Source organism: Actinoplanes sp. NPDC051851 (genome assembly GCF_040681165.1).
Lineage (GTDB): Bacteria > Actinomycetota > Actinomycetes > Mycobacteriales > Micromonosporaceae > Actinoplanes.
Genome location: NZ_JBFAYF010000019.1, coordinates 59864 through 82306 on the forward strand (window position 1 = coordinate 59864; position 22443 = coordinate 82306).

Here is a 22443-nt window from a genome sequence, read left to right on the forward strand (position 1 = left end):
ATGACGACCCAGCTCAGCCTCACGACCACGCGCCGCGCCGACGGGACCCCGGTCCTGACCGCCACCGGCGAGATCGACATGAGCAACGCGGCGGACTTCGCCGCGGCGCTGGCGGGGGCGCTCGACGGCGACACTCCACTGCTGGTGGACCTGACAGCCGTCGAGTACATCGACAGCGCGGGGCTCGCGTCCCTCTTCGAGCACGTGGAGCGGATCCGGTTGCTGGCCGGACCGCTGCTGGCCCCGGTGCTGACCATCTCCGGCCTGGCCGACCTGACCACGGTCGACGGTTCCTGACCGCGCCGACGGTTCCTGACCGCGCAGGAACGGCGGGTTGTGGTCGGCCTCACGCCGGGGTGATGGGCATTCCCGGTCCGGGGCCGTACACCGGGGATGTTTCTATGGAGTATCGATATCGATATCGAGGTCGACGGTGAGGGCATCGGCCCGGACGCTGTCCAGCATGGCGCGGTCCACCAGGAGCGAGGAGAGCGTGGTCGTGGCGCTGTGGTGGGCCACCGCGTCGACGCTGTCGAACGGGGACGCCGGGACGAGCGGGCCGGTGCGGTGGCGGTGCAGCTTCTGCAGGCCCTCGTCGAGGGTGAGCGCGGCCACCGCGGCGGCCGGTGGGTCGCACGGGCGGAAGCGCAGGGACGCCACCCCGGCCTCCACCAGCGCGACCACCCCGTCGAACAGCGCCCGGTAGTCCGCCCAGAAGCCGCCGAACTCGTCCGGGCGCTGGTACGCCACGCTCTCCACCTGGTGGTAGTCGAGCGGACCGAGCAGGCACAGGTGCTTGGTGTCCTCGAAGAGCAGGCGGTAGAGCTTCTGCGGCGCGCCCGCCCCGGACGAGGCGAGCGCGGCGACCACCTCGGCGGGGAACCGGTTGACCGAGGAGGTCGCGTGCAGCAGCTCCTCCTTGTTGCGGAAGTAGTAGTAGAGCGAGGGCTGTCGCAGACCGGCGGCCTTCGCCACCAGGGTCATCGTGGTGCCCGCGTACCCCCGCTCGGCGAAGAGGCGGGCCGCCACCCGGATGATCTCGTCGCGGGCGCTCTCCGGCCGGCTGCCGTCCGCGCGCCGCCGGCCACCGGTTCCACCCGCCACGTCATCCCTCCCGCCACGTCGTCCCTCCCGCACTCGTGAAGGCAAACCTATCGGAGCCTCAGACGGCCTCCGTCTGCGGGAAGAAGGGCATCGCCTGCTTGGCGCCCTCCCGTCGCTCATTCCGCTGGTGTACGGCGAACCCCACGACCAGCGAGAGTCCCACGAAGATCGGCGCGCTCCACTGCAGCCACCACGTCCCGCCGGTGAGGTCGTAGACGGCGGCCCGGGGCCAGAGCAGGTTGACCACCATCACCACCTGGAAGGCGACCGCGAGCGCGTTGAGCAGGATGCCCCAGCGGCCCAGCCCGAACAGCGGCTTGCCGTGCTCGTCCACGCCGCCCAGGACCACGCCGTCGCGCCGGTGCCGGATCCGCTCGATCAGCAGCGGGACGGTCACCCCGAGGTAGGCCAGGTAGAGCATGCCGATGCAGAGGCTGGCCAGCGCCGTGAAGACGGCGCTCTGCTCGATGTTGACCAGCAGGACCAGGGCCGCGCCGACCCCGACGACCAGGGTGGCCACGATCGGGGTGCCGTTCTTCGTGGAGACCTTCGACAGCGCGCCGGAGAAGGGCAGCGCGCGTTCCCGGGCCATCGAGAAGACCATCCGGCTGCCCGCGGTCTGGATCGCCAGGGTGCAGACGAAGACCGCGACGGCGACGTCGGCCAGCACGATCCGGCCGGCGACCGGGCCGAAGACCGCGTCGATCACGGCGGGCAGGCCGATGCTGGAGAGGGTGCCGTCGGTCAGGCTGGGCGCCGCCAGGATGCCGCCGAGCAGCAGGAGCATGCCGAGCACGCCGGAGGTGGTCAGCGCGCGGACGATGGTGCGCGGCGTGGTGGCGCGCGGCGCGTGGGTCTCCTCGGAGAGCTCGCCGGCCGAGTCGAAACCGACCATCACGTACGCCGCCATCAGCGCGGACGCGGCCCAGGCGAAGGCGTACGAGGAGCTCGGGTCGGCGGTGCTGCCGGTCGAGTGCAGCACCGCGCCGAACCCGCGCTGCGTGTGGGTGAAGAGCATGACCAGCACGACCGCGACACCGATCAGCTCCAGGACCACGCCGATCGTGTTGAGCAGCGACATCAGCCGTACGCTCAAGGCGTTGACCGCCGTGGTCACCGCGAGCAGGAGGATGCCGAGCAGGACCGCGTTCGCCGCGCCGGTGGGTGAGGTGGGTGTGCTGTCCGCGCCCGAGCCGCCGACGAGCTGGAAACCGGTCCAGATCGCCGGCAGGATCGCCTGCAGCGCGATCGCCGCGGCGGCTGTGGTCAGCACCTGCGCGATGATCATGAGCCAGCCGGTGAACCATCCGAACGTCGGCCCGGCCAGCCGGCTCGACCACTGGTAGATCGCCCCGGAGATCGGGAAGCGCGCCGCGAGCGTGGCGAAGTTGTACGCCACCAGCAGCTGGCCGAGGAAGACGACCGGCCAGGTCCAGAAGAACGCGGCCCCGCCGAACCCGAAGCCGATGAAGAAGAACTGGTCGACGGTGGTCAGGATCGACACGAACGAGAACCCGGCCGCGAACGAGGCGAACGTGCCGACCCCGCGATGCAGTTCCTGCCGGTAGGCACCGGGTTTCAACTCAGCGATGGACATACTTCGAGTTCTCCTTCACGGCCACGCCCCGCGCTCTATGAGGTATAGAAACGCTCGGGCACGGCCGTTTCTGCGGAGAACTACCGCGGTAAATTCCCGGTTTCCGTCCCCTCACCACGCCCGCCGGACGCTGCCGCCGCTTGGCCGGTTTTGATCAACATTTCATGATCAACCATGGGGATGATCTTCGTGGCTGGTGTTCAGGGGTCTCTCGGGGCGCCTGAGACACCCCGGATCGCCAGGTGACCGGCCGACCGATAAATCGGTGGCGCGGCGGCGGGGGCCGTGACAGGTTGAGCGGGACCGGGCATCCACACGCTGACGAGGAGTGACCATGCGAGCGACCACCACGCTTCGGACCCCTTTCCGTCCTATCGTGGAGCCTCGCTTTGTCATTGTTGAACTCGGCATCGTTGAACCTCGGGATCGTCGCGCATGTCGACGCCGGTAAGACCAGCCTGACCGAACGCCTCCTGTACGAGGCCGGGGCCGTGTCCCGGCTGGGGAGCGTCGACGACGGCACCACCCGCACCGACTCGATGGAGTTGGAGCGCCGCCGCGGCATCACCATCCGGGCCGCGGTCACCTCGATCCGGCTCGGCGAGCTGACCGTCAACCTGCTGGACACGCCCGGCCACCCGGACTTCATCGCGGAGGTGGAGCGGTCCCTCGCCGTGCTGGACGCCGCCGTGCTGGTGGTCTCCGGCGTGGAGGGGGTGCAGCCGCAGACCGTGGCGATCTGGCGGGCGCTGCGCCGCATCGGCGTACCCACCCTGGTCTTCGTGAACAAGGTGGACCGCCGCGGCGCGGACGCCGGGCGGGTGGTCACCCAGCTGCGACAGCGGTTCGGGGCGTGTCCGGTTCCGCTCACCGCGGTCACCGGCGAGGGCGGCCGGGCGGCCCGGGTGTCCGCGATCGGCCTGGAGACCGAGCCCGTGGTGGCGGCGGTGGCCGAGGCGGACGACGCCGTCGCCGAGCGGTGGCTGACCGGTGCGCGGGTCCGCACCCGCGACGTGCGCCGGGCGATCCGGCAGGGCGTGCGCCGCGGCCGGCTCACCCCGGTGGTGTACGGCTCGGCGATCACCGGCACCGGCGTACCGGAGCTGCGCCTTTCTCTTTCCGCCCTGTTGCCGCGCAGCATCGGAAGCCCGCCGAGCGGTGCCGCCGGTCTTCCGGGCGCTGCCGGTCTTCCGGGCGCTGCCGGTCTTCCGGGCGCCGCCGGTCTTCCCGGTGCCGCCGGTCTTCCGGGCGCCGCTGGGAGCGACGGTCCGCCGGTCGGCACGGTGTTCGCCGTCGACCGGGACGAGCACGGGCGGCGGGTCTGGATGCGGTTGTGGTCCGGGCGGCTCAGCGTCCGCGACCGGGTACGCCTCTCCGGCGCCGCCCCGCAGACCGTCACCCAGATCGCGGTCAGCGAACCCGGCGGCGTGCTGGTCCGCCCGTCCGCCGGGCCCGGCCAGATCGCCGCCGTCCGGGGCCTCTCCGCCCGGATCGGCCAGCACGTCGGCGACCCGCCCCGCCGGCACCTGTACCGCTTCCCGCCGCCGACCCGTCAGGTCCTCGTCGAACCGGTCGACCCGGCCCGGCGGCTGGCCATGTTCGCCGGACTCTCCGAGCTGGCCGACGAGGACCCGCTCGTCGACCTGCACCTCGACGAGCAGCAGGCACAGGCCGCGATCCGGCTGCACGGCGAGGTGCAGAAGGAGGTGATCGCGGCGTTGCTGGAGGAGCGGTACGACGTGAAGGTCCGCTTCTCCGGCACCCTGACCGCCTGCATCGAGCGGGTCGCCGGCAGCGGCGAGGCGGTGGACCGGATCCGGGAGCGCGGCAACCCGTACCTGGCCGGAATCGGTCTGCGGATCGAGCCGGGCGACGGCTTCCGCTTCGATCCGGGCATCGAGCCGGGCCGGCTGCCCCCGGCCTTCGTCGCCGCCACCGAGCAGGGCGTGCGCGCCGCCCTCCGCCAGGGACTGAACGGCTGGCCGGTCACCGACTGCACGGTCACCATGACGTCGTCGCAGTACTGTCCCCGGCAGAGCCGCCCGCACCAGAAGTTCGACAAGTCGATCTCCAGTGTGGCCGCCGACTTCCGTCACCTGGCACAGGTGGTGGTGACCGCCGCCCTGCGCCGGGCCGGTACCCGGGTGTGCGAGCCGATCGAGCGCTTCGACCTGAACCTGCCCCAGCACCAGGTCGACACGGTGACCGCGCTGCTCGGCCGCCTGGGCGCGGTGGTCCACGACACCACGGCGGCGTCGGGCTATCTGGAGCTGACCGGCGCGCTGCCGTCCGCCCGGATCCCACCGGTGGTGGCCGCCCTGCCCGACCTGACCGGCGGCGAGGCGGTGCTGACCGCCCGGTTCGACCACTACGCCCCGGTCACCACGGCCACGCCGCCCGAGATGCCCCGCCGCGGCCCCGACCCCGGCGACCGGGAGGAGTGGTTCCGTGCGGTACCGCGATGAATCAGTTCTCGACGTACGGCCGGAGGGCTGCGTAGACGTCGTCGGCGGCGGGGAGGGCGTAGAGGGTGCCGCCGTGGCCGCTCCGGAAGGTGGGACAGTCGTATTCGCTGCCGGTGACCTGGACCGTGGCCATCTCGGCGCGGGTCCGGATCTCACGGATGACGATCTCGTAGACGCCGGCCTTCACCGGGACGCTCCCGCCGCCTTCGTACGAGCAGCTGGAGATCTTGGTGCTGTCGTCCGAACGCTCCATGCACCCGACCAGCTCGACGTTGACCGGGTCGGGCGACCATGCGCGCCGGGCCTGGTCCTCCGAGATCTCGTCTGCCGCCGTCAGCCACAGGGTCAGCGGCGAGCCGGATCCGTCCACCCAGAAGAGCAGCAGCGGATGCGGCGGTAGCGCGGTTCGTTCGTGTCCGTCCGGATAGTAGGTCTTGTGGCAGACCTCGCTGAGCTGCTCCTCCGCGACGAGCGCGTCGTGACTGCCGTGGTCGGGCGCGACGGCGTCCCACACCCAGAGCGCGCCCTGCCAGAGACCCCAGGCCGCTATTCCGATCAATACCAGCGTGCCGAAGCACCCGATGCCACCCCGTTGCCGGTAAGCCATGTCCCCTCCGCGTACGGCTGCCGTGGCACCGATCGTGCAGGGCGTCGGGTGCGACAGCCATAGCTATCTGTCCCGGTTCTGTGGCGATCCGTGCCCCGGGACAGATAGCCGCGGCGGTTGGCGGATCGTCGCCTACGACCTCACCCTTGTGGACCGCGACGGCCCTCTCGGTCTACGAGCCGCGGCGGTACCCCATGGACGCGGAGTCAGCCGTCGTAACCCTGGGCTCGTTTGCTCAGGTGGTCGACGGCCACCAGCGCGATTTTGAGATCGATAAGTAACGATGCATCGTCATGCTGTCATCGTCGCTGGCGGACTGCGCCGATGTCCATCACACTTCCGGCCCACTAGACGAGGTCCGCGCAGACGTCGTGCAGACGGCCGTACCGGAGGGTGATGGTCTTGAAGTTGGTGGGGCTGAAGTCGATGTCGTAGACGCCGTGGATGGTCCAGATGCCGCGCGGGATGTTGGAGGTGCCCTCGCGCAGTGGGGCGAGCACCGGGCCGATGACGTGCCAGACGCGGGAGCCGTCCGGGTGGAGCTCGAAGACGGCGCTGCCGCCCGCGTCGGCGTCGGTCGTCGTGCCGGTGGCGAGGTTGGTCAGACGGAAGACCAGCGGGCCCTTGGCGAGCTGCACCTTCGGCGAGCCGTCCGGGTAGGTGGCCACCGTCTTGACCACCACCTCGTCGACGATCGGGTCGCCGTGCACCGCGAAGTCGCAGGTCTCCCCGGCGGCCAGGTCGAGCGTCGGGGACGGCAACGGCTCCCACGGCGACGAGGCGTTCGCCGGGACGGCCGCGGTGACGGAGACGGTGACGACCGCGGTGACGGCGGTCAGTGCGATGACAGGGAGTCTGTGCATGCGCCGATCGTGGGCGGCACCCCTCACCAGAACCTGACCACTACAGTGCGGGGAGTGATGGACTTCCATCTGCTCGGTACGTTCGAGCCGGCCGCCGGTCTCCGGCGTCAGGAGCGCCTGCTGCTGGCGGCCCTGCTGCTCGACGCCGGTCACGCGGTCCCCGTCGACCGGCTGGCCCGCCTGCTCTGGCATGACGATCCGCCCCGGTCGGCGCGGGGGACCCTCCACACGTACGTCGGACGGCTCCGCCGGGCTCTCGGCCCACACGACGTCGTCATCACCACCCGGGGCGGGGGTTACCTGGTCGAACCCGGCGGGCACACGGTCGACGCGCACCAGTTCGCCGAGCGGGCCCGCGCGGCCGCGGCCGAGCTCGACCAGGGTGAACGGGTGCGCCTGCTGGAGGCGGCCCTGGCGATGTGGCGGGGACCGCTGCTCGCCGGCGTCGCCGACGACGAGGCCCGCCACCGGCTCGGCGCCGAGCTGATCGAGCTGCGGCTGGCGACCTGCGAACTGCTGGCCGAGCTGCGGCTGCGGATGGGCCACCACGACCGGGCGATCGCCGGCCTGCGCGGGCCCGCCGCCGAGCACCCCACCCGCGAGCGGCTGGTCGCGCTGCTGATGACCGCGCTCTACCGGGCGCACCGGCAGGCCGAGGCTATCGAGCTCTACCGGGTCACCCGGGAACTGCTCGCCACGTCGCTCGGGGTCGAGCCCGGTGCCGAGCTGCGGGCGCTGCACGGACGGATCCTGCGCAACGACCCCGGCCTCGAGCGTCCCCCGATGCCGGCGTACGCGGTCCGGGTCCACGACCAGTGGCTGCCCTGGAGATCCAGCGGGCACCCGGCGCTGGAGTTCTGCAACACGTACGCCGGATGGAACGCGCCCCGCTCACCCCGCGGAGAATGGCTGCGCGCCTACGCCACGTTCGCCGTCTGGTCCGGGTACGTCGACCTCGTCGACCAGACGACCGTGCACCGGCTCGTCGAACGCGGCAGGGCGGAGACCGCGGCTGCCGGGGAGGTCCTCGCCGAGGCCCGGAACCTGCGCACTCACCTGTACGCCTGCCTCACCACCCCGGACGCGCCGGTCTCGTTCGGGATCGTCGCCGGGTACGCCGAGGCCGCCGCCCGGCACTCCCGTTTCGGCCGCGACGACGTGGGCCTGGGCCGCTGGTCGGTCGCCGGCTCGGCGGGCCTGCGCCTTCCGCTGTACGCGGCCGCCCGCGCCGCCGCCGACCTGCTCGCCGACCCACGGCGGTTCACCGTCCGCCGCTGTCCCGCGGCCGACTGCGGCTGGTTGTACCTGGACCCGAGCGGCATGCGACAGTGGTGCACGATGGGCCTCTGCGCCCCGTCGGAGAGCCGCCACCCCGGCGCGGCCCGTGTCCTCTGCGCCTGATCCCCATGCCGGCGCCGATGATCAACTCGAGGCCTCCCCTCGGCGGCGTGGTGTTCCTGCTCGCGGGGGCACTCACCCTGCTCACGGCTGGGTGCGCGGGCCGGCAGAGCGCCTACTCGAAGCCGGCCTGTTCGGCGAGCCGGGCGAGCGTGAGGTTGTACTCGTAGGACCAGTCGGTGCGCTGTTCGATGGTGCTGGTGACGAGCCCGCCGCTGACGTTGGGCACCCAGTGCGCGAACCGGAGGGGATCGGTGGTCAAGCTCAAACCTCCAAGGAACGGGGCGAGTCGAGCAGCCCCCGGGTACGCAGGACGGGGATCACCCCCTCGCCGACGCGGTAGGCCTCTTCCAGGTGCGGGTATCCGGAGAGGATGAACTCGTCGATGCCGAGGTCGTGGTATTCGGCGATCCGGTCGGCGACCTCCTCGTGGCTGCCGACCAGCGCGGTGCCGGCGCCGCCGCGGACCAGGCCGACCCCGGCCCACAGGTTGGGGGAGACCTCCAGCGCGTCGGTACGCCCGCCGTGCAGCGCGGTCATCCGGCGCTGTCCCTCGGACCCGGACGCCCGCTGGATCTCCTGGGCGCGTGCGATCGCCGCCTCGTCCAGCCCGTCGAGCAGCCGGTCGGCCTGTGCCCACGCCTCCGCGGCGGTGTCCCGGGCGATCACGTGCAGCCGGATGCCGAACCGCAGCTCCCGGCCGGTCTCCTTGGCCCGCCGCCGGACCTGCTCGATCTTCTCGGCGACCGCGGCGGGTGGCTCACCCCAGGTCAGGTAGACGTCGGCGTACGCGGCGGCCACGTCCAGGGCGGCGGGGGAGGAGCCGCCGAGGTAGATCTCCGGCCGGACCGGCGCCGGGATGATCCGGGCGTCCCGGATGTCGTAGTGCTCACCGGTGAAGTCGACGCTCCCGCCCTCCCACAGCTCGCGGAAGACGTGCAGGAACTCGCCGGCCCGGGCGTACCGTCCGGCCTTGCTCAGGTGGTCGCCGAAGCGGCGCTGCTCGGCGTCGTCGCCACCGGTCACGATGTTGAGCAGCAGCCGCCCGCCGGAGATCCGCTGGTAGGTCGCGGCCATGTGCGCGGCGACGGTGGGCGACATCAGCCCGGGGCGGGCGGCGACCAGGAACCGGAACGTCGAGGTGACCTGGGTCAGCCCGGCGGTGATCACCCAGGCGTCCTCGCACCACGAGCTGGTCGGCGTCAGCGCCCCGGTGAAGCCGAGCTGCTCGGCGGAGCGGGCGATCTGGCCGATGTAGCCGATCGAGGGCGCCCGTTCGGCGCCGCCGCTCGCGGTCACCCGGCTGCCCGCCGATCCGACCGCGTTGCCGAGGCTGAGATCGGTGCTGGAATCCCCGTTGGTGGGCAGAAACCAGTGCAGCACTACTCCCATTGACCCTCCCGTTGAAGAACCCCAGAATGGGCGACGCTGCGGCGGGGCGTCCAATACCGTTTGCCTACCCGGTGATCGGAAAAACCTATCACCCCGATGGGTTTTGCAGGTAGCGGATCATGTCCTGGACCATGGTGGGTGTCCGTGGCTGGCGGCGCCGGATCGCGACCATGGTGACGGCCGTGCGGTCCCCTGCGATCGGGCGCGCGACGATGAGGCCGGACTTCTCCAGGGGGTCGCCGGTCACGCTGTAATCGGGGAGAAGTGTTATCCCTATTCCCTGGGCGACCATTATCTTGCCCATTCTGCTGCAGGTTGCACACCTCGACGGTCGAGCTGGGATGCCGCGCCTGGAACGCGCGCAACGCCGGGAGCAGCAGGTTCACTGTCCCGGCGTTGACCGTCCCGACGCGCAGCAGCCGCCGCGAGGCGAGCTGGTCGCCGGCGGCGGCGCGTACCCGGGCGACCGCGTCGAGCACCTCACCCATCGGCGGCAGCAGGTCCCGCCCGGCCGGGCTGATCCGCGCCCCGGAGCGCCGCCGGTCGAGCAGCGTCACGCCGAGCTCCCGCTCCAGCTTGGCGATCGCCTCGCTCAGTGCCGGCTGCGAGACGTGCAGGTGCTCGCTCGCGCGGCGCAGCGACCCGTGCCTGCTGACCGCGACGAGATACTCGATCTGTTCCAGGCGCATCGACTCTCCGGGTGATCGGTGGGGCCTCTCACCCAAAATCTACCCGACCTATTTGTCAGATAGGAATGGCCGGTTGTCGGACGGGAGCAGCCGGGGTCAGTCGACGCGGACCAGGCGGATCGCCATGAACTGCCGGGCCGGGAGCGGGACCAGCACCGCGCTCTCGTAGGTGCCCGGAAGGGATTCCACCGTCATGTTCCAGGTGTCGACGACGTCCACCCGGAACCGGCCCTCGGGCAGGAACACGTTGCGGTGGCGGGGACGGCTGAAGCCCACGTAACCCACCAGGTACCGGCCGGGAACGCCGCCCCACGGCAGATCCCAATCGGACGGGAGGGGGTCCAGTACGCCGGTCGGGGACTCGGCGACGATCGTCTCCAGGAAGGCGTACCGCGCCGGGCTGCCGCCGGTCAGCGCACCGCCCTTCGACCACCACAGCTCCTCGCGCTCATTGATGTACGTCTCCCCGTGCCCGACGTAACCACCGCGGACCGCGCCCTCCCAGATCCGGCGGACCATCTCCTCGCCGGTCAGGTTGCCCCAGCCGTACTCGACGTCGCCCTCGTACCCGCACTCGTCGATCACGACCGGTTTCGCCCACTGGTCGCGCCACTGGTCGGTGTTCTCCGCGGTCCGGTAGACGTCGACGCGCTGCAGTGAGCTGTGCGTGATCCAGGGGCGGGAGTTGTCGTAGAAGCCGAAGCACTGGTGGATCGAGCGCAGGTGGTCGTGCGGGTCCTCGCGGACCACGACCTCGGCGATCCGCTCCCAGTCGCCGACCGTCTTCGCCATCACCAGGTCGTACTCGTTGGAGAGCGACCACCAGACGTTGGCGTGCGCGGCGAGCCGCCGGACCGTGTAGGTGACCAGGCGCTCGTCGACGGCGGGTCCGAGATCGGCCAGGCCCCAGCGATCGTACGGGTGGAAGAGGATCAGGTCGGCCTCGATACCCCGGTCGGCGAGGTCGGCCACCCGCCGCTCCAGATTGCGGAACGACTCGACGTCGAATCGGGTGACGTCAAACCCTTCTCCGGTACGCGTGAACGGCAGGCGATCGGGCTCCTCGGTGTTGTAGAGGAACGATTTCGGGTTCACGCACATGCGGATCTTGTTGAACGGGGACGCGGCGAGCGTGTCCAGGGTCTGCCGTTGCAGCTCCGGGGACTGGTGCGTCCACGCGTAGGCGGTCGTCCCCCACGGGCGGTACCGGGTGCCGTCGGCGTACCGGAAATGCATTCCCTCGACCCGGACCGGACCGTGCCGGCCGGCCTGAGCGGCACCCACCCGGAATTCGCCCTCGATCCCGTCCAGGGACCGGGCGGTGGAGCCGGTGACGAAACGCCAAACGCCCTCCTGCCCGGCGAGCATCCGGATCCGGTAGACGCCGTCGCCGTCGTAGAAGCCGCCACAGCGGATCTCCCGGTCGCCGTCGGTGAAGGTCGCCCAGACGTCCACGTCGACGAAGGGGTTGCCGTGCGACGGCCCGCGCAGCTCGATCTCGGCGACGCCCCACCGCGGCACCTCGGCCGGCACCACGCAGGCGGCGGATCCGCGGGTGACCGAGTCGTCCTCGTAGCGCGGGTCGGGGGTGATGGCCGGGCCGTGCACGCGCGGCGCGGCCTCGAAGTCGAGATCGGACAGCTCGGCCCAGAACGCGGCGGCGCGCTCGGCGTCGTCGCGCAGCGCCGGCACGGTGCGGGCGATCACGCCCAGCGGGAACGGCCCCAGCTGACCGGCCTGCGGGGTGCCGGCGAAGCCCGGCAGGTAGCGGTCGAGTACGGCGCGGGCGCCGTCGTGCGCGACGGCGTCGGCGAACGTGGTGGTGTGATCCAGCATGCCCATGCGGTGAAAAGTTAGCAGGCATTTACTTTTAGTCAATTGTATCTAGGTGTTTACTTTTCGAGGTCGGCGGCGTTACGGTCCCGGCCATGGCGCTCGAGGAACTCACCGGTCCTGTCCACGGCTCCGCCGCACCCTGGCTCGGCGCGATCGTCACCGAGCTCTCCGGCTACGCCGCCCGCGATCCCCTCCTGGCGTTCCAGGCGGCGGCCTACGCGGACGGCGAGCTCATCCTCGACGTCCGCAGCGGCCTCGGCGAGGACGCGCTGCTCGTCCCGTACTCCGTCTCCAAGAACATCATCGGCGTGAGCGTCGGTCTCCTGATCGAACGCGGACTCCTGGATCTCGACGCCCCGGTGGCGGACGTGTGGCCCGAGTTCGCCGCCGCGGGCAAGGCCCGGGTGACGGTCCGGCAGCTCCTGTCCCACCAGGCCGGCCTCCCGGACGCCTCACCCGTACTGAGCTGGGACGAACTGCTCGACCATCACCGCGCTGCCGAGCGCCTCGCCGCGACCCGGCCGCTCTGGCATCCCGGCTCGGCCTTCGGCTACCACGGCATCACCATCGGCAACCTCGGCGACGAGCTGGTCTTCCGGGTCACCGGCCAGACCCTGCACGAGTTCTACGAGAGCCAGATCCGCAAGCCGGTCGACGCCGACGCCTACCTCGGCCTGCCGTCGTCGCTCGACCACAGCCTGGTCCCGCTGCTGCCGATGGCGCCGCCGCTCGGCGAGCGCCCGCCGATGCCCGACCACCCGCTGATGGCGACCGTCTTCGGTCCGCGCCCCGGTGAGCAGGTCGACCTGGCCGGCAGCGAGCGCTCCTGGCGCTTCGGCCACGCCGCCGGTTCGGCGGTCATCTCCGCGCGCGGGATCGCCGGGGTGCTCGCCCACGCGGTGACCGGCGTCGACGGTGGGGCGCCGCTGCTCTCCGCGGACACCGTCGCGCAGATCGGCCAGCAGCAGGTCCGCGGCTACGACGAGGTGCTCGACCAGCAGGACCGCGCGCACGCCATCGTCTTCCAGAAGCCGTCGAAGCAACTCGCCTGGGGCGGCCCGCGCAGTTTCGGTCACGACGGCGCGGCGGGCGCGGTGGCCTGCGTCGACCCGGACACCGGTGTGGCCTTCGGATGGACCGTGCGGCGCGGCCCGTGGCCGGGCGGGGGCGACCCGCGGGGCATCGCGCTGGCCCGCAAGATCGGCGCTGCCGTCACGGCTTCCGCTGCTACGGCTTCTTCCGCTACGGCTTCCGCTGCTACGGCTTCTGCTGCCACCGGGCGATAGTCGCGTCCAGCAACTGCCGGTAGACGCCCGGCAGATCGACGGACGGATCCAGCAGCCACTGCAGTTCCAGCCCGTCCATCAGCGCGATGAAACCCCGGGCCTCGGCGTGCACCCGCTCGGGGGTCATCGGCGCGATCTCCCCGGCGGCGATCGCCTGATCGACGGCGCGGGCGATCACCGAGACCACCGTCGTGTACCGGCGCGTCATGAACGGCCGGGCGGGGTGATCGGGATCGGTCGCCTCGCCCGCCACGGTGAGCAGCAGCTCGACCATGCCCCGGTTCCGGGTGTTCGCCTCGATCACGTCACCCCAGGTCCGCAGGAACGCGAGCCCGTCCACACCGGTCAGCCGATCCGCCGCATTCCGCAGATCAGACCTTTCCAGTACGGCGGCGAAGAGCGCCTCCTTGCTCCCGAAATGCCGCACGAGCGCCGCCGGCGTCACCCCGATCTCCTCGGCGATCCGCCGCAGCGACCCACCGGCGTACCCGTGCTTGGCGAATACCTCGGTCGCGGCCTCGAGGATCTGCTCCCGCCGCCGGATGCCGACACGATAGGGCCCGCGCGGGCCACGGGGGGTCGGCGTGGACATATGACCAGTATGAGCCTCGATGCTCGCGTCCCTCAGCCGGCATCCACCGCCGGGCTCGCGAAGATCCAGGTCTCGTACTCCTCGCTCGTCACCGCACAGTGGGCCCGCCCGTCCACCGCGATCGCCACGAACTCGGGTTCGAACCCGTCGAGGCTGAGCCTTCCCACGTCCGGATCCTCCGCGCCGATCGTCACCCACAGCCACGGCAGCTCTCCGGCACCTCCGACGGAGAGCAGCAGGGCACCGTCCGCTCCGATCGTCCCGTTGCCCCGGGCAAGCCGCAGCCAGGTCGTGCCGATCCGGTCGTCCGCGCTGTCGGGAATGCGAACCGAGGGCTCGGCACCGATCCGGATGATCGGCTTCCACACCGCCATCGGCGTGGGGACATCCTCCGGGCGGACGAACTCGCCAGCCACGAAGCCGGCCGCCGCTGCCCGCTGTTCGACCTGTCGCGGTTCTGCCGTCATCAGCCGCTCTCGTCGTGGTGGTGGTGTTCCGCAGTGATCTGGTTATACCGTCCGATGCGGTCACCACCACCGATCGGGGGCCGGTGTGGTCGCGGTCGCTGCGCTGGGGCGGGAGTGGTGCGAGAGTCTCGCGCATGATCGATGCGAACGCGACCCGGCGGGTCGTGACGGAGTTCCTCACCCAGGTCAGATCCGGGCGGGATCCGGGGCGGGCCACCGCGCTCATGGCGCCGGTGGTCCTCGCCCACCAGGTGCAGGCGGAGAACGAGGTGACGGTCGAGCGCACCCCGCAGAACTACGCCGACCACGTCCGCGAGATGCGCGACACCTGGGGCGACTACACACTCGACATCCAGGAGCTGCTGGTCGACGGCGCGAAGGCGCACGTGCGCCTGGTGCAGACCGGCCACCACGCCCCGACCGGCCGCACGGTCCGCCAGATCAACTCGGTGGTCTACCAGGTCGAGAACGGCCGCATCACCAGGTACTGGATGCAGATCGACCGGGCCGGCCTCACCGCCCAGCTCGCCTGAGAGCACGCCCTATCCTGCGCGGCATGACGCGTGATCACGACGGGCCGCTGGCGGAGGGGTTCGCGATTCTGCTGGGGCGGCCCCTCGAGGACTTCGAGCAGGACGCGACGTACGCGGTCGTCCACTCCGGCGACGATGCGGCGGACGAGCTGTTCCGCCGATCGTTCGACGTCGGGGTGCTGGCGCGCGGGGAGATCGTGCACCCGCCGTACCCGAGCTTTCCGGTCCTCGGTGATCTGCTCGTCGGCTGGGCGCCGGATCCGCCGCTCTGGAGCATCGACCTGGGGCGCTCGTTCGTCCGGGCCGGGGACCCCGGTGACGGCGCGGAGATCGGGCTGCCCGAGCTCGACACCGGGATGACCGGTGCGGAGATCGGCCGGGTACTCGCCGAACGGGGCTGGAGGCCGAAGCGGCTGCGCCGGGCGTACCCGGAGATCGAATTTCGCGTGCACACCGACGGGACGCTCGTCGGCGCGATGCGGGCCGCCACCGGAACGATGGGCACGATCGGCCACACGGGGCCGGTGCCGGGTGTCGAACCGGAGTGGGAGCGCGCGCTCGCGGCCCTTCCCGCCGAACTCCGTGACCACCTGAGCGTTTTCTGCCGGGACGAGAACTCCGTCCGGAGCAGCGGTGCCTTCTACCTCGGCGCCGAGGACCCGGGACTGCTGCGTCCCGCCCCGGTCGTCGCGGCCTGGCACTACGGCGAGTCCCAGGCCTGGACCGCGGTCGTCCGTCTCGAGGCGGGGGAGTGGCCCGGGGCGGGGGAGTAGCCCGGGGCGGGGGAGCGCCGTGGGCCGCAGGAGTCGCCGGAGGCTGTGAATCGGCGCGCCGACCCCGCAAAAACTTGAACTGATCCAGAAAAGGGGTCTATGGTCGGTCGCGTGACGTCCGGCTACGAGGCACAGCTGCGGGCGGTCTCGTTGCGGGTGACGAGGCCGCGGCTCGCCGTGCTCGCCGCGCTCAGCGGCCACCCGCACGTCGACACCGACACCGTGATCGCGCTGGTGCGCGCCGATCATCCGACCGTCTCCCACCAGGCGATCTACGATGTGCTGCGTGCGCTCACCGATGCCGGTCTGGTGCGGCGCATCCAGCCCGCGGGTGCGACCGCACGCTACGAGACCCGGGTGGGGGACAACCACCACCACGTCGTCTGCCGCTCCTGCGGCTCCATCGCCGACGTCGCGTGTGTCACCGGCGAAGCCCCCTGCCTCACCGCCTCGGACGACCACGGATATGTGGTCGACGAGGCGGAAGTCGTCTTCTGGGGCGTCTGCCCCGTCTGCGCGACGAAACACATTCCCGACTCATCCGCCAGTTCGGAAGAAGGAAGCACATGAGCGACACCCAGGCGACCGGCGGCTGTCCGGTCGCGCACGACTCCGCGACCTCGCACGGCAGCGAGAGCGAGAACCCGGCGATCGCGTCGCCGACCCCGAAGGCCCCCGGCAAGCCGCGCGGCAACCGCGACTGGTGGCCGAACCAGCTCGAGCTCTCCGTGCTGCACGCGCACTCCACCAAGGGCAACCCGCTGCCGGACTTCGACTACGCCAAGGAGTTCGAGAAGCTCGACGTCGCGGCGCTCAAGGCCGACATCACCGAGGTCCTCACCACCTCGCAGGACTGGTGGCCGGCCGACTTCGGCCACTACGGCGGCCTGATGATCCGGATGAGCTGGCACGCCGCCGGCACGTACCGGATCCACGACGGCCGTGGCGGCGCCGGTGACGGTGGCCAGCGCTTCGCCCCGCTGAACAGCTGGCCGGACAACGCGAACCTGGACAAGGCGCGCCGCCTGCTCTGGCCGGTCAAGCAGAAGTACGGCCAGAAGATCTCCTGGGCCGACCTGCTGGTGCTCGCCGGCAACGTGGCCCTGGAGTCGATGGGCTTCACCACCTTCGGCTTCGGCTTCGGCCGCCAGGACGTCTGGGAGCCGGAGGAGATCATCTGGGGTCCCGAGGACACCTGGCTGGCCGACTCGCGCTACCTCGGCGACAAGGCGATGCTCTCCGACGTCGGCGCCACCGAGATGGGCCTGATCTACGTCAACCCCGAGGGCCCGAAGGGCAGCGCCGACCCGCTCGCCGCCGCCTGGTTCATCCGGGAGACGTTCGGCCGGATGGCGATGAACGACGAGGAGACCGTGGCGCTGATCGCCGGCGGTCACACCTTCGGCAAGACGCACGGCGCGGGCGTCGCGGACGACCACGTCGGTGCCGAGCCCGAGGGCGCTCCGCTCGAGGCGCAGGGCCTGGGCTGGCTGAGCACGCACGGCAGCGGCAAGGGCGGTGACACGATCACCTCCGGTCTCGAGGTGACCTGGACCGACAAGCCCACCCAGTGGAGCAACCGCTTCTTCGAGATCCTCTTCCAGTACGAGTGGGAGCTGTCCACCAGCCCCGGCGGGGCGAAGCAGTGGGTCGCCAAGGACGCCGAGGCGATCATCCCGGACGCGCACGACCCGTCGAAGAAGCACAAGCCGACGATGCTCACCACGGACCTGTCCCTGCGCGTCGACCCGGCGTACGAGAAGATCTCCCGCCGTTTCCTGGCGAACCCGGACGAGTTCGCGCTCGCCTTCGCCAAGGCCTGGTACAAGCTGCTGCACCGCGACATGGGCCCGGTCAGCCGGTTCCTCGGCCCGTGGGTGCCCGAGGCGCAGCTCTGGCAGGACCCGGTGCCCGCCGTCGACCACGCGCTCGTGGGTGACGCGGACGTCGCCGCGCTCAAGGCGAAGGTCCTCGACTCGGGCCTGAGCACCGCGCAGCTGGTCCAGGCCGCGTGGGCGTCGGCGGCGAGCTTCCGCTCCACCGACAAGCGCGGTGGCGCCAACGGTGCCCGCATCCGCCTCGAGCCGCAGCGCAGCTGGGAGGTCAACCAGCCGGTCGCCGCGACGGTCGACGCGCTGGAGAAGATCCAGGAGGAGTTCAACGCCGCCGGTGGCGCCACGATCTCCCTCGCCGACCTGATCGTGCTGGCGGGTTCGGCCGCGGTGGAGAAGGCGGCCACGGAGGCCGGCGTGCCGGTGACCGTGCCGTTCCACGCGGGCCGTACCGACGCGACCCAGGAGCAGACCGACGTCGAGTCGTTCCGGGTGCTGGAGCCGCGGGCCGACGGTTTCCGCAACTACCTGCGGGCGGGCGAGAAGACCCAGCCCGAGGTGCTGCTCGTCGACCGGGCGTACATGCTGAACCTGACCGCGCCGGAGATGACCGTGCTGGTCGGCGGCCTGCGCGCGCTCGCCGGTGGCGAGCACGGCGTGCTCACCGACAAGCCGGGCGTGCTCACCAACGACTTCTTCGCCAACCTGCTCGCGCCCGGCGCGAAGTGGAAGGCGGCCGAGTCGGGCGAGCACGTCTACGAGATCCGCGACGTGGCGACCGACGAGCTGAAGTGGACGGCCACCGCGGTCGACCTGATCTTCGGGTCGAACTCGCAGCTGCGGGCGCTCGCCGAGGTCTACGCGAGCACGGACGCCAAGGAGAAGTTCGTCAACGACTTCGTCGCGGCGTGGACCAAGGTCATGGAGCTGGACCGCTTCGACCTGGTCTGATCCGGGCCGAGCACCGATGAACCCGGCCGGTCCCCACGACCGGCCGGGTTCGCCGTTCCCGAGGGCCGGCGGGCGTGGTGTCAGCAGGCGTTGTAGACGTAGGTGGAACTCCCGGGAGCGGTGACGTCCTCGTCGCGGCGTACCACGGAGACGGTCGCCCCGACGGCGGTGCAGGCCTTGGTGAACCCGCCGTCGGTGTACTCGATGTCGATCAGGTTGGTGCCGTAGACGCTGGTGTAGTCCCCGCACTCCTTGTACCGGCCGCACTGCTCCGCGATGGCGAAGTCCAGTCCGGCCGCCTTGCCCGCGGTGCCCAGCTCGGTGGTGTTCTTCTGGCCGATCGCGAGGTTCGCCGCGTGCGCGCGGGGCGCGAGCAGCTGCAGGTACGCGATCGCGTTCGCCTTGGTGAGCAGCGACTGCGACCGTTCGTACGAGTCGATGTTGTCGGGCTCGACGGCGTTGAACCCCGCGGTCGCGCAGCCGTCCATCCAGCCGCCGACGATGCCGGCGAGCGCCGTACGCTTGGCGGCGGTGGAGGTGTCCAGCAGGATCTCGTTCCAGCCGCTGTCCACCACGTACTTGCCCTTGCTGTTCTTGAGCAGCAGGTCGTCGTGGTTCTGCTTCCACCAGGACGCCTCGTCCGGCTGTGCCTGGAAGGCGTTGACGTAGCAGATGTTGTAGATCCCGGCCGCCGGTGCGGCCGTGCGGTCCCGGCTCACCACGGTGACGCCCGCGGGCGGCGGGTACGCCGCACCGATCTGGTAGTCGAACCCCGCGTTGACCGGGGGCAGCGTGATCGCGGTCGGCAGGGGTGCGGCGGCCCGCGCGGGCGCCGCTCCGAGCAGGGCGGACGCCGCGCAGGCGATGGCGGCCGCGCGGCGGTGGTACCTGGTCACGATGGGTCTCCCTGAATCGACGGTTCGCGGGAGATCACGGTAGACACGGCGGATCGTGGCCCGGACGCGCTTTCCGGGGATGTCCCTCCGCCGGGGACCGGACCCGTTCGCGCAACATCCAAGACATCGACGGGAAACTATTGACCGGGGCCGCGGCGCGCGGGCAGACTCCGGAATACGTTTTCACGGGTCTTGAAACGTTTCGTTGGGAGCACCGTGTGATGATCCGGCACCTGATCCCCGCGCTCGCCCTCCTGCTGGTAGCGGCCACCGGAACCCCGGCCCGGGCGGAGGCCGCCGTCTCCCTGGAACCGCGGCTGATCACCAGCGTGGACACCAGTGCCGGGGGGACCGGAGCGCGCCTCCTGCTCGGTGACGTCACCGGGGACGGGCGGCTCGACCTGGTCACCATGCAGCCGGACTACCGGGAGAGTGACGTCTACGTCGGGCATCAGGTGCAGGCGCTGACCGCGTACGACGTCGGCACCGGTGGGCAGCTCTGGCAGGTCGGCACCCCGGATCCGCGGGTCACCAGCAACGGGACGGACATCCCCGCCGAGATCTACGACCTGGACGGGGACGGCGACAACGAGGTGCTGGCCATCATGGACGGCATGTTCCGGGTGCTCGACGGGCGTACCGGAAGCCTGGTCCGGGAATTCGCCCTGCCCGGCCCGGAGGCCTGGGACACGTTCGTCATCGGGAACTTCCGCGGGCTGGACCGGCCCCGCGACCTCGTCTTCAAGAACCGGTACAGCCAGGTCTGGGTCACCGACGACCAGGGGAATCTGCTCTGGACGCACACCGGGACCACCGGGCACCGGCCCTACCCGCACGACTTCGACGACGACGGAGATCAAGAGCTCATTGCGGGGTACGACTTCGTCACCGCGGACGGCCGGCTGGTGTGGACCGCCGACATGGCCGACCACCCGGACTCGATCGGCGTGGGTGACATCGACGGCGACGGCGCGGAGGAGATCGTCTACGGCGGCGCCGGGCTCGGCGGGGACAGCACGAAGGCGTACCGGGCGGACGGCAGCCTGCTCTGGCAGAACACCGACGCGGTCGAGGCGCAGCAGGTGGGCCTCGGTGACTTCCGGCCCGACCTGCCCGGACTGGAGGTGGCCGGCCTGGACCGGGTGGACCGGACCAGCACCACCGGCAAGGACGCGCTCTACCTGGTCTCCTCCTCCGGCGCGACGCTCTGGAAGGAGGACCGGTCCACGCTGGGCTGCTGGGGGACCGTCCTGGAGCCGCTGCACAACTGGGACGGCACGTACGGCGACCTGCTCCTGTCCTGGAACCGCGGATGCGGTGAGGTGGCCGGGATCTGGGACGGCTACGGCAACCGGGTCGCGACGTTCCCGGTCGACGGCCGGATGATGCGCGGCGACGTCTGCGGGGACGACCGCGGCGAGGTGGTCGACTACGTGATGGGCGACCGCGCGTACCTCTACGCGAACGGCCCCTGCGACCTGTCCGCCAAGGTCACCGGCCGCCCGCTGCCGCAGGCCAAACGGCTCTACGACTACAGCCGGTACACCGCCGAGGAGGTCCCCGCCGACCTGTCGCAGGGCCGGGCCTGGCGCGCGGCGGGCAAGGGCGCGTGGCAGGTCGACCTGGGTCGCCTGCGCGAGCTGACCGGCCTCACCGTCGAGGTCGCGAAGAAGGTTGACGTTTCGCTCGACGGTTGCCACTGGATCACCGTGGCGAACGACGTACAGGAAAGGCGGGAATTTACTGCTTTAGCGCGATATGTCAGGATCTCCGGCACGCATCGGTCCCCCCAGACCGAGGTGCTGGGCACAAGGTGATTCCCCCATCCCCAAGGAGTCAGGAATGCGAACTCCGCGAGTGCTGCTAGCGGCGGCACTGGTCACCGCGGGCGTGGTCGTCGGCATCCCCACCGCGAGCCACGCCGCCACCTCCTACTACGTCTCACCGAGCGGCAGCGACAGTGCGGCCGGCTCGTCGAGCGCCCCGTTCAAGACGATCGCCAAGGCACAGACCGTGGCGGTGGCCGGCGACACGGTCTACTTCCGGGCCGGCACGTACAGCTACACCACCGCGACGACCAGCTGCTCCGCGACGACCTCGGTGGTCGACGCGATCACGCTGAGTAAGAGCGGTTCATCGGGCAGCCCGATCAGTTACGTCAACTATCCCGGCGAGAAGGTGCTCTTCGACTTCTCCGGGATGACCGGCGTGAACTGCCGTATCAAGGGATTCGACGTCACCGGCAGCTACCTCTACCTGCGTGGTTTCGAGATCTCCGGGGTACGCCAGAACAACAGCGACAACCACGAGTCCTGGGGTGTCTGGATCTCCGGGAGCAACAACACGTTCGAGAAGCTGAACACGCACAACAACATGGGTCCCGGCGTGTTTATCGCGAAGGGCGGGAACAACCTCGTCCTGAACTCGGACTCGCACGACAACTACGACCCGTACAGCTCGAACGGCGCGGGCGAGAACGGCGACGGATTCGGCGCGCACATCGCCGCCGGATACTCCGGCAACGTGTTCCGCGGCTGCCGGGCGTGGTGGAACTCCGACGACGGATTCGACCTGATCAACGCGTATTCCTCGGTCACCATCGAGAACTCGTGGTCCTGGCGCAACGGGTACCTCCCGCAGACCACGACCGCGGCGGGCAACGGCGCGGGCTTCAAGATGGGCGGGTACGGCGGCGTCTACGTCTCCGGCGGGGTCAAGCACACCGTACGCCAATCGGTGGCCTTCCTGAATCGTTCGCAGGGCTTCTACGCCAATCACCACACGGTCGCCAACGACTACTTCAACAACACCAGCTACAGCAACGGCGTCGACTACGACATGCTGGGCATCAACTCCAGCGGCGCGGCCGTCGGCCTCGGCACGCTGAAGAACAACATCGCGTACGGCGGCACCCTCACCGCGGACATGAGCGGCACCAGCGCCTCGTTCAATTCCTGGAACCTCAGCGTGACCATGTCCGACGCGCAGTTCCAGAGCGTCTCGACCGACGGCTGGAACGTCTCCCGGCAATCCGACGGCAGCCTGCCGGTATTGACGTCCCTGCATCTCGCGTCCGGCAGCACCCTGATCGACAAGGGCACCAACGTCGGCCTCTCCTACAGCGGATCGGCCCCGGACCTGGGCGCCTTCGAAACCTCCTGA

21 protein-coding genes and 1 pseudogene are annotated in these 22443 nt (G+C 70.7%); 10 read left to right on the plus strand and 12 right to left on the minus strand.

Annotated elements, in window-relative coordinates:
- Window positions 1–297 carry an STAS domain-containing protein gene (locus AB0M08_RS19870; RefSeq protein ID WP_364494989.1) on the plus strand — a complete coding sequence of 99 codons (297 nt, stop codon included), beginning with the start codon at window positions 1–3 and terminating at the stop codon, window positions 295–297.
- Window positions 298–399: 102 nt separating this feature from the next.
- Here AB0M08_RS19870 and AB0M08_RS19875 read toward each other — a convergent pair whose 3' ends face one another.
- Together AB0M08_RS19875 and AB0M08_RS19880 are read right to left on the minus strand one after the other, a co-directional pair.
- On the minus strand, window positions 400–1104 hold the full coding sequence (locus AB0M08_RS19875; RefSeq protein ID WP_364494991.1) for a helix-turn-helix domain-containing protein: 705 nt from the start codon (window positions 1102–1104) through the stop codon (window positions 400–402).
- Between the two features lie 58 nt (window positions 1105–1162).
- Window positions 1163–2701 (minus strand): amino acid permease, encoded by a 1539-nt coding sequence (locus tag AB0M08_RS19880; RefSeq protein ID WP_364494993.1) that lies wholly within the window; start codon window positions 2699–2701, stop codon window positions 1163–1165.
- A 413-nt stretch (window positions 2702–3114) separates the two neighbouring features.
- On the opposite strand from AB0M08_RS19880, the gene AB0M08_RS19885 reads away from it, so the two are divergent.
- Window positions 3115–5166: a translation factor GTPase family protein gene (locus tag AB0M08_RS19885; protein ID WP_364494996.1), complete on the plus strand. Its 2052-nt coding sequence runs from the start codon at window positions 3115–3117 to the stop codon at window positions 5164–5166.
- Between the two features lies 1 nt (window position 5167).
- Here the strand turns inward: AB0M08_RS19885 and AB0M08_RS19890 are convergent, their stop codons facing one another.
- Together AB0M08_RS19890 and AB0M08_RS19895 are read right to left on the minus strand one after the other, a co-directional pair.
- Window positions 5168–5773, minus strand: a complete 606-nt coding sequence (locus tag AB0M08_RS19890; protein WP_364494999.1) for a hypothetical protein — start codon at window positions 5771–5773, stop codon at window positions 5168–5170.
- Window positions 5774–6120: 347 nt separating this feature from the next.
- Window positions 6121–6636 carry a hypothetical protein gene (locus tag AB0M08_RS19895; RefSeq protein ID WP_364495001.1) on the minus strand — a complete coding sequence of 172 codons (516 nt, stop codon included), beginning with the start codon at window positions 6634–6636 and terminating at the stop codon, window positions 6121–6123.
- Between the two features lie 57 nt (window positions 6637–6693).
- Between AB0M08_RS19895 and AB0M08_RS19900 the strand changes: the two genes are divergently transcribed.
- Window positions 6694–8037, plus strand: a complete 1344-nt coding sequence (locus AB0M08_RS19900; protein ID WP_364495179.1) for a BTAD domain-containing putative transcriptional regulator — start codon at window positions 6694–6696, stop codon at window positions 8035–8037.
- A gap of 112 nt (window positions 8038–8149) precedes the next feature.
- Here AB0M08_RS19900 and AB0M08_RS19905 read toward each other — a convergent pair whose 3' ends face one another.
- The 5 genes and pseudogenes from AB0M08_RS19905 to AB0M08_RS19925 all read right to left on the minus strand — a co-directional run bounded on the left by AB0M08_RS19905 (window position 8150) and on the right by AB0M08_RS19925 (window position 11957).
- Window positions 8150–8296: a hypothetical protein gene (locus AB0M08_RS19905; RefSeq protein ID WP_364495003.1), complete on the minus strand. Its 147-nt coding sequence runs from the start codon at window positions 8294–8296 to the stop codon at window positions 8150–8152.
- A gap of 2 nt (window positions 8297–8298) precedes the next feature.
- Window positions 8299–9426 (minus strand): LLM class flavin-dependent oxidoreductase, encoded by a 1128-nt coding sequence (locus AB0M08_RS19910; RefSeq protein ID WP_364495005.1) that lies wholly within the window; start codon window positions 9424–9426, stop codon window positions 8299–8301.
- Between the two features lie 88 nt (window positions 9427–9514).
- Window positions 9515–9730: a LysR substrate-binding domain-containing protein gene (locus AB0M08_RS19915; protein WP_364495182.1), complete on the minus strand. Its 216-nt coding sequence runs from the start codon at window positions 9728–9730 to the stop codon at window positions 9515–9517.
- A 259-nt stretch (window positions 9731–9989) separates the two neighbouring features.
- Window positions 9990–10115: pseudogene (locus tag AB0M08_RS19920) on the minus strand (LysR family transcriptional regulator); the annotation flags it as partial.
- Between the two features lie 96 nt (window positions 10116–10211).
- The gene (locus AB0M08_RS19925; RefSeq protein WP_364495007.1) at window positions 10212–11957 is read right to left on the minus strand and encodes a DUF5605 domain-containing protein; all 1746 of its coding nucleotides are present in this window, start codon (window positions 11955–11957) and stop codon (window positions 10212–10214) included.
- A gap of 86 nt (window positions 11958–12043) precedes the next feature.
- Here AB0M08_RS19925 and AB0M08_RS19930 point away from each other — a divergent pair, with 86 nt between their 5' ends.
- Complete coding sequence (locus AB0M08_RS19930) at window positions 12044–13237, plus strand: serine hydrolase domain-containing protein (RefSeq protein WP_364495010.1); 1194 nt, start codon at window positions 12044–12046, stop codon at window positions 13235–13237.
- Here AB0M08_RS19930 and AB0M08_RS19935 read toward each other — a convergent pair.
- On the minus strand, window positions 13209–13829 hold the full coding sequence (locus tag AB0M08_RS19935; protein ID WP_364495012.1) for a TetR/AcrR family transcriptional regulator: 621 nt from the start codon (window positions 13827–13829) through the stop codon (window positions 13209–13211). The two genes, AB0M08_RS19930 and AB0M08_RS19935, sit on opposite strands and share 29 nt — an antisense overlap.
- 32 nt (window positions 13830–13861) lie before the next feature.
- Complete coding sequence (locus AB0M08_RS19940; protein WP_364495015.1) at window positions 13862–14296, minus strand: hypothetical protein; 435 nt, start codon at window positions 14294–14296, stop codon at window positions 13862–13864.
- A gap of 134 nt (window positions 14297–14430) precedes the next feature.
- On the opposite strand from AB0M08_RS19940, the gene AB0M08_RS19945 reads away from it, so the two are divergent.
- The 4 genes from AB0M08_RS19945 (at window position 14431) to katG (ending at window position 18385) form a co-directional block, all read left to right on the plus strand.
- Window positions 14431–14829, plus strand: a complete 399-nt coding sequence (locus tag AB0M08_RS19945) for an ester cyclase (protein WP_364495018.1) — start codon at window positions 14431–14433, stop codon at window positions 14827–14829.
- 23 nt (window positions 14830–14852) lie between these two features.
- Window positions 14853–15602 (plus strand): hypothetical protein, encoded by a 750-nt coding sequence (locus AB0M08_RS19950; protein ID WP_364495021.1) that lies wholly within the window; start codon window positions 14853–14855, stop codon window positions 15600–15602.
- Between the two features lie 111 nt (window positions 15603–15713).
- Complete coding sequence (locus AB0M08_RS19955) at window positions 15714–16172, plus strand: Fur family transcriptional regulator (protein WP_364495023.1); 459 nt, start codon at window positions 15714–15716, stop codon at window positions 16170–16172.
- A complete protein-coding gene (katG, locus tag AB0M08_RS19960) occupies window positions 16169–18385 on the plus strand; it encodes a catalase/peroxidase HPI (protein ID WP_364495025.1) in 2217 nt (738 codons plus the stop codon). The genes AB0M08_RS19955 and katG overlap by 4 nt, the downstream gene beginning before the upstream one ends.
- Window positions 18386–18465: 80 nt before the next feature.
- Here the strand turns inward: katG and AB0M08_RS19965 are convergent, their stop codons facing one another.
- Entirely contained in the window at window positions 18466–19230 is a 765-nt protein-coding gene (locus tag AB0M08_RS19965; RefSeq protein ID WP_364495185.1) for an endo alpha-1,4 polygalactosaminidase, read from the minus strand.
- A 269-nt stretch (window positions 19231–19499) separates the two neighbouring features.
- Between AB0M08_RS19965 and AB0M08_RS19970 the strand changes: the two genes are divergently transcribed.
- Window positions 19500–21098: a hypothetical protein gene (locus AB0M08_RS19970; protein WP_364495028.1), complete on the plus strand. Its 1599-nt coding sequence runs from the start codon at window positions 19500–19502 to the stop codon at window positions 21096–21098.
- Window positions 21099–21123: 25 nt separating this feature from the next.
- Window positions 21124–22443 (plus strand): right-handed parallel beta-helix repeat-containing protein, encoded by a 1320-nt coding sequence (locus tag AB0M08_RS19975; protein ID WP_364495030.1) that lies wholly within the window; start codon window positions 21124–21126, stop codon window positions 22441–22443.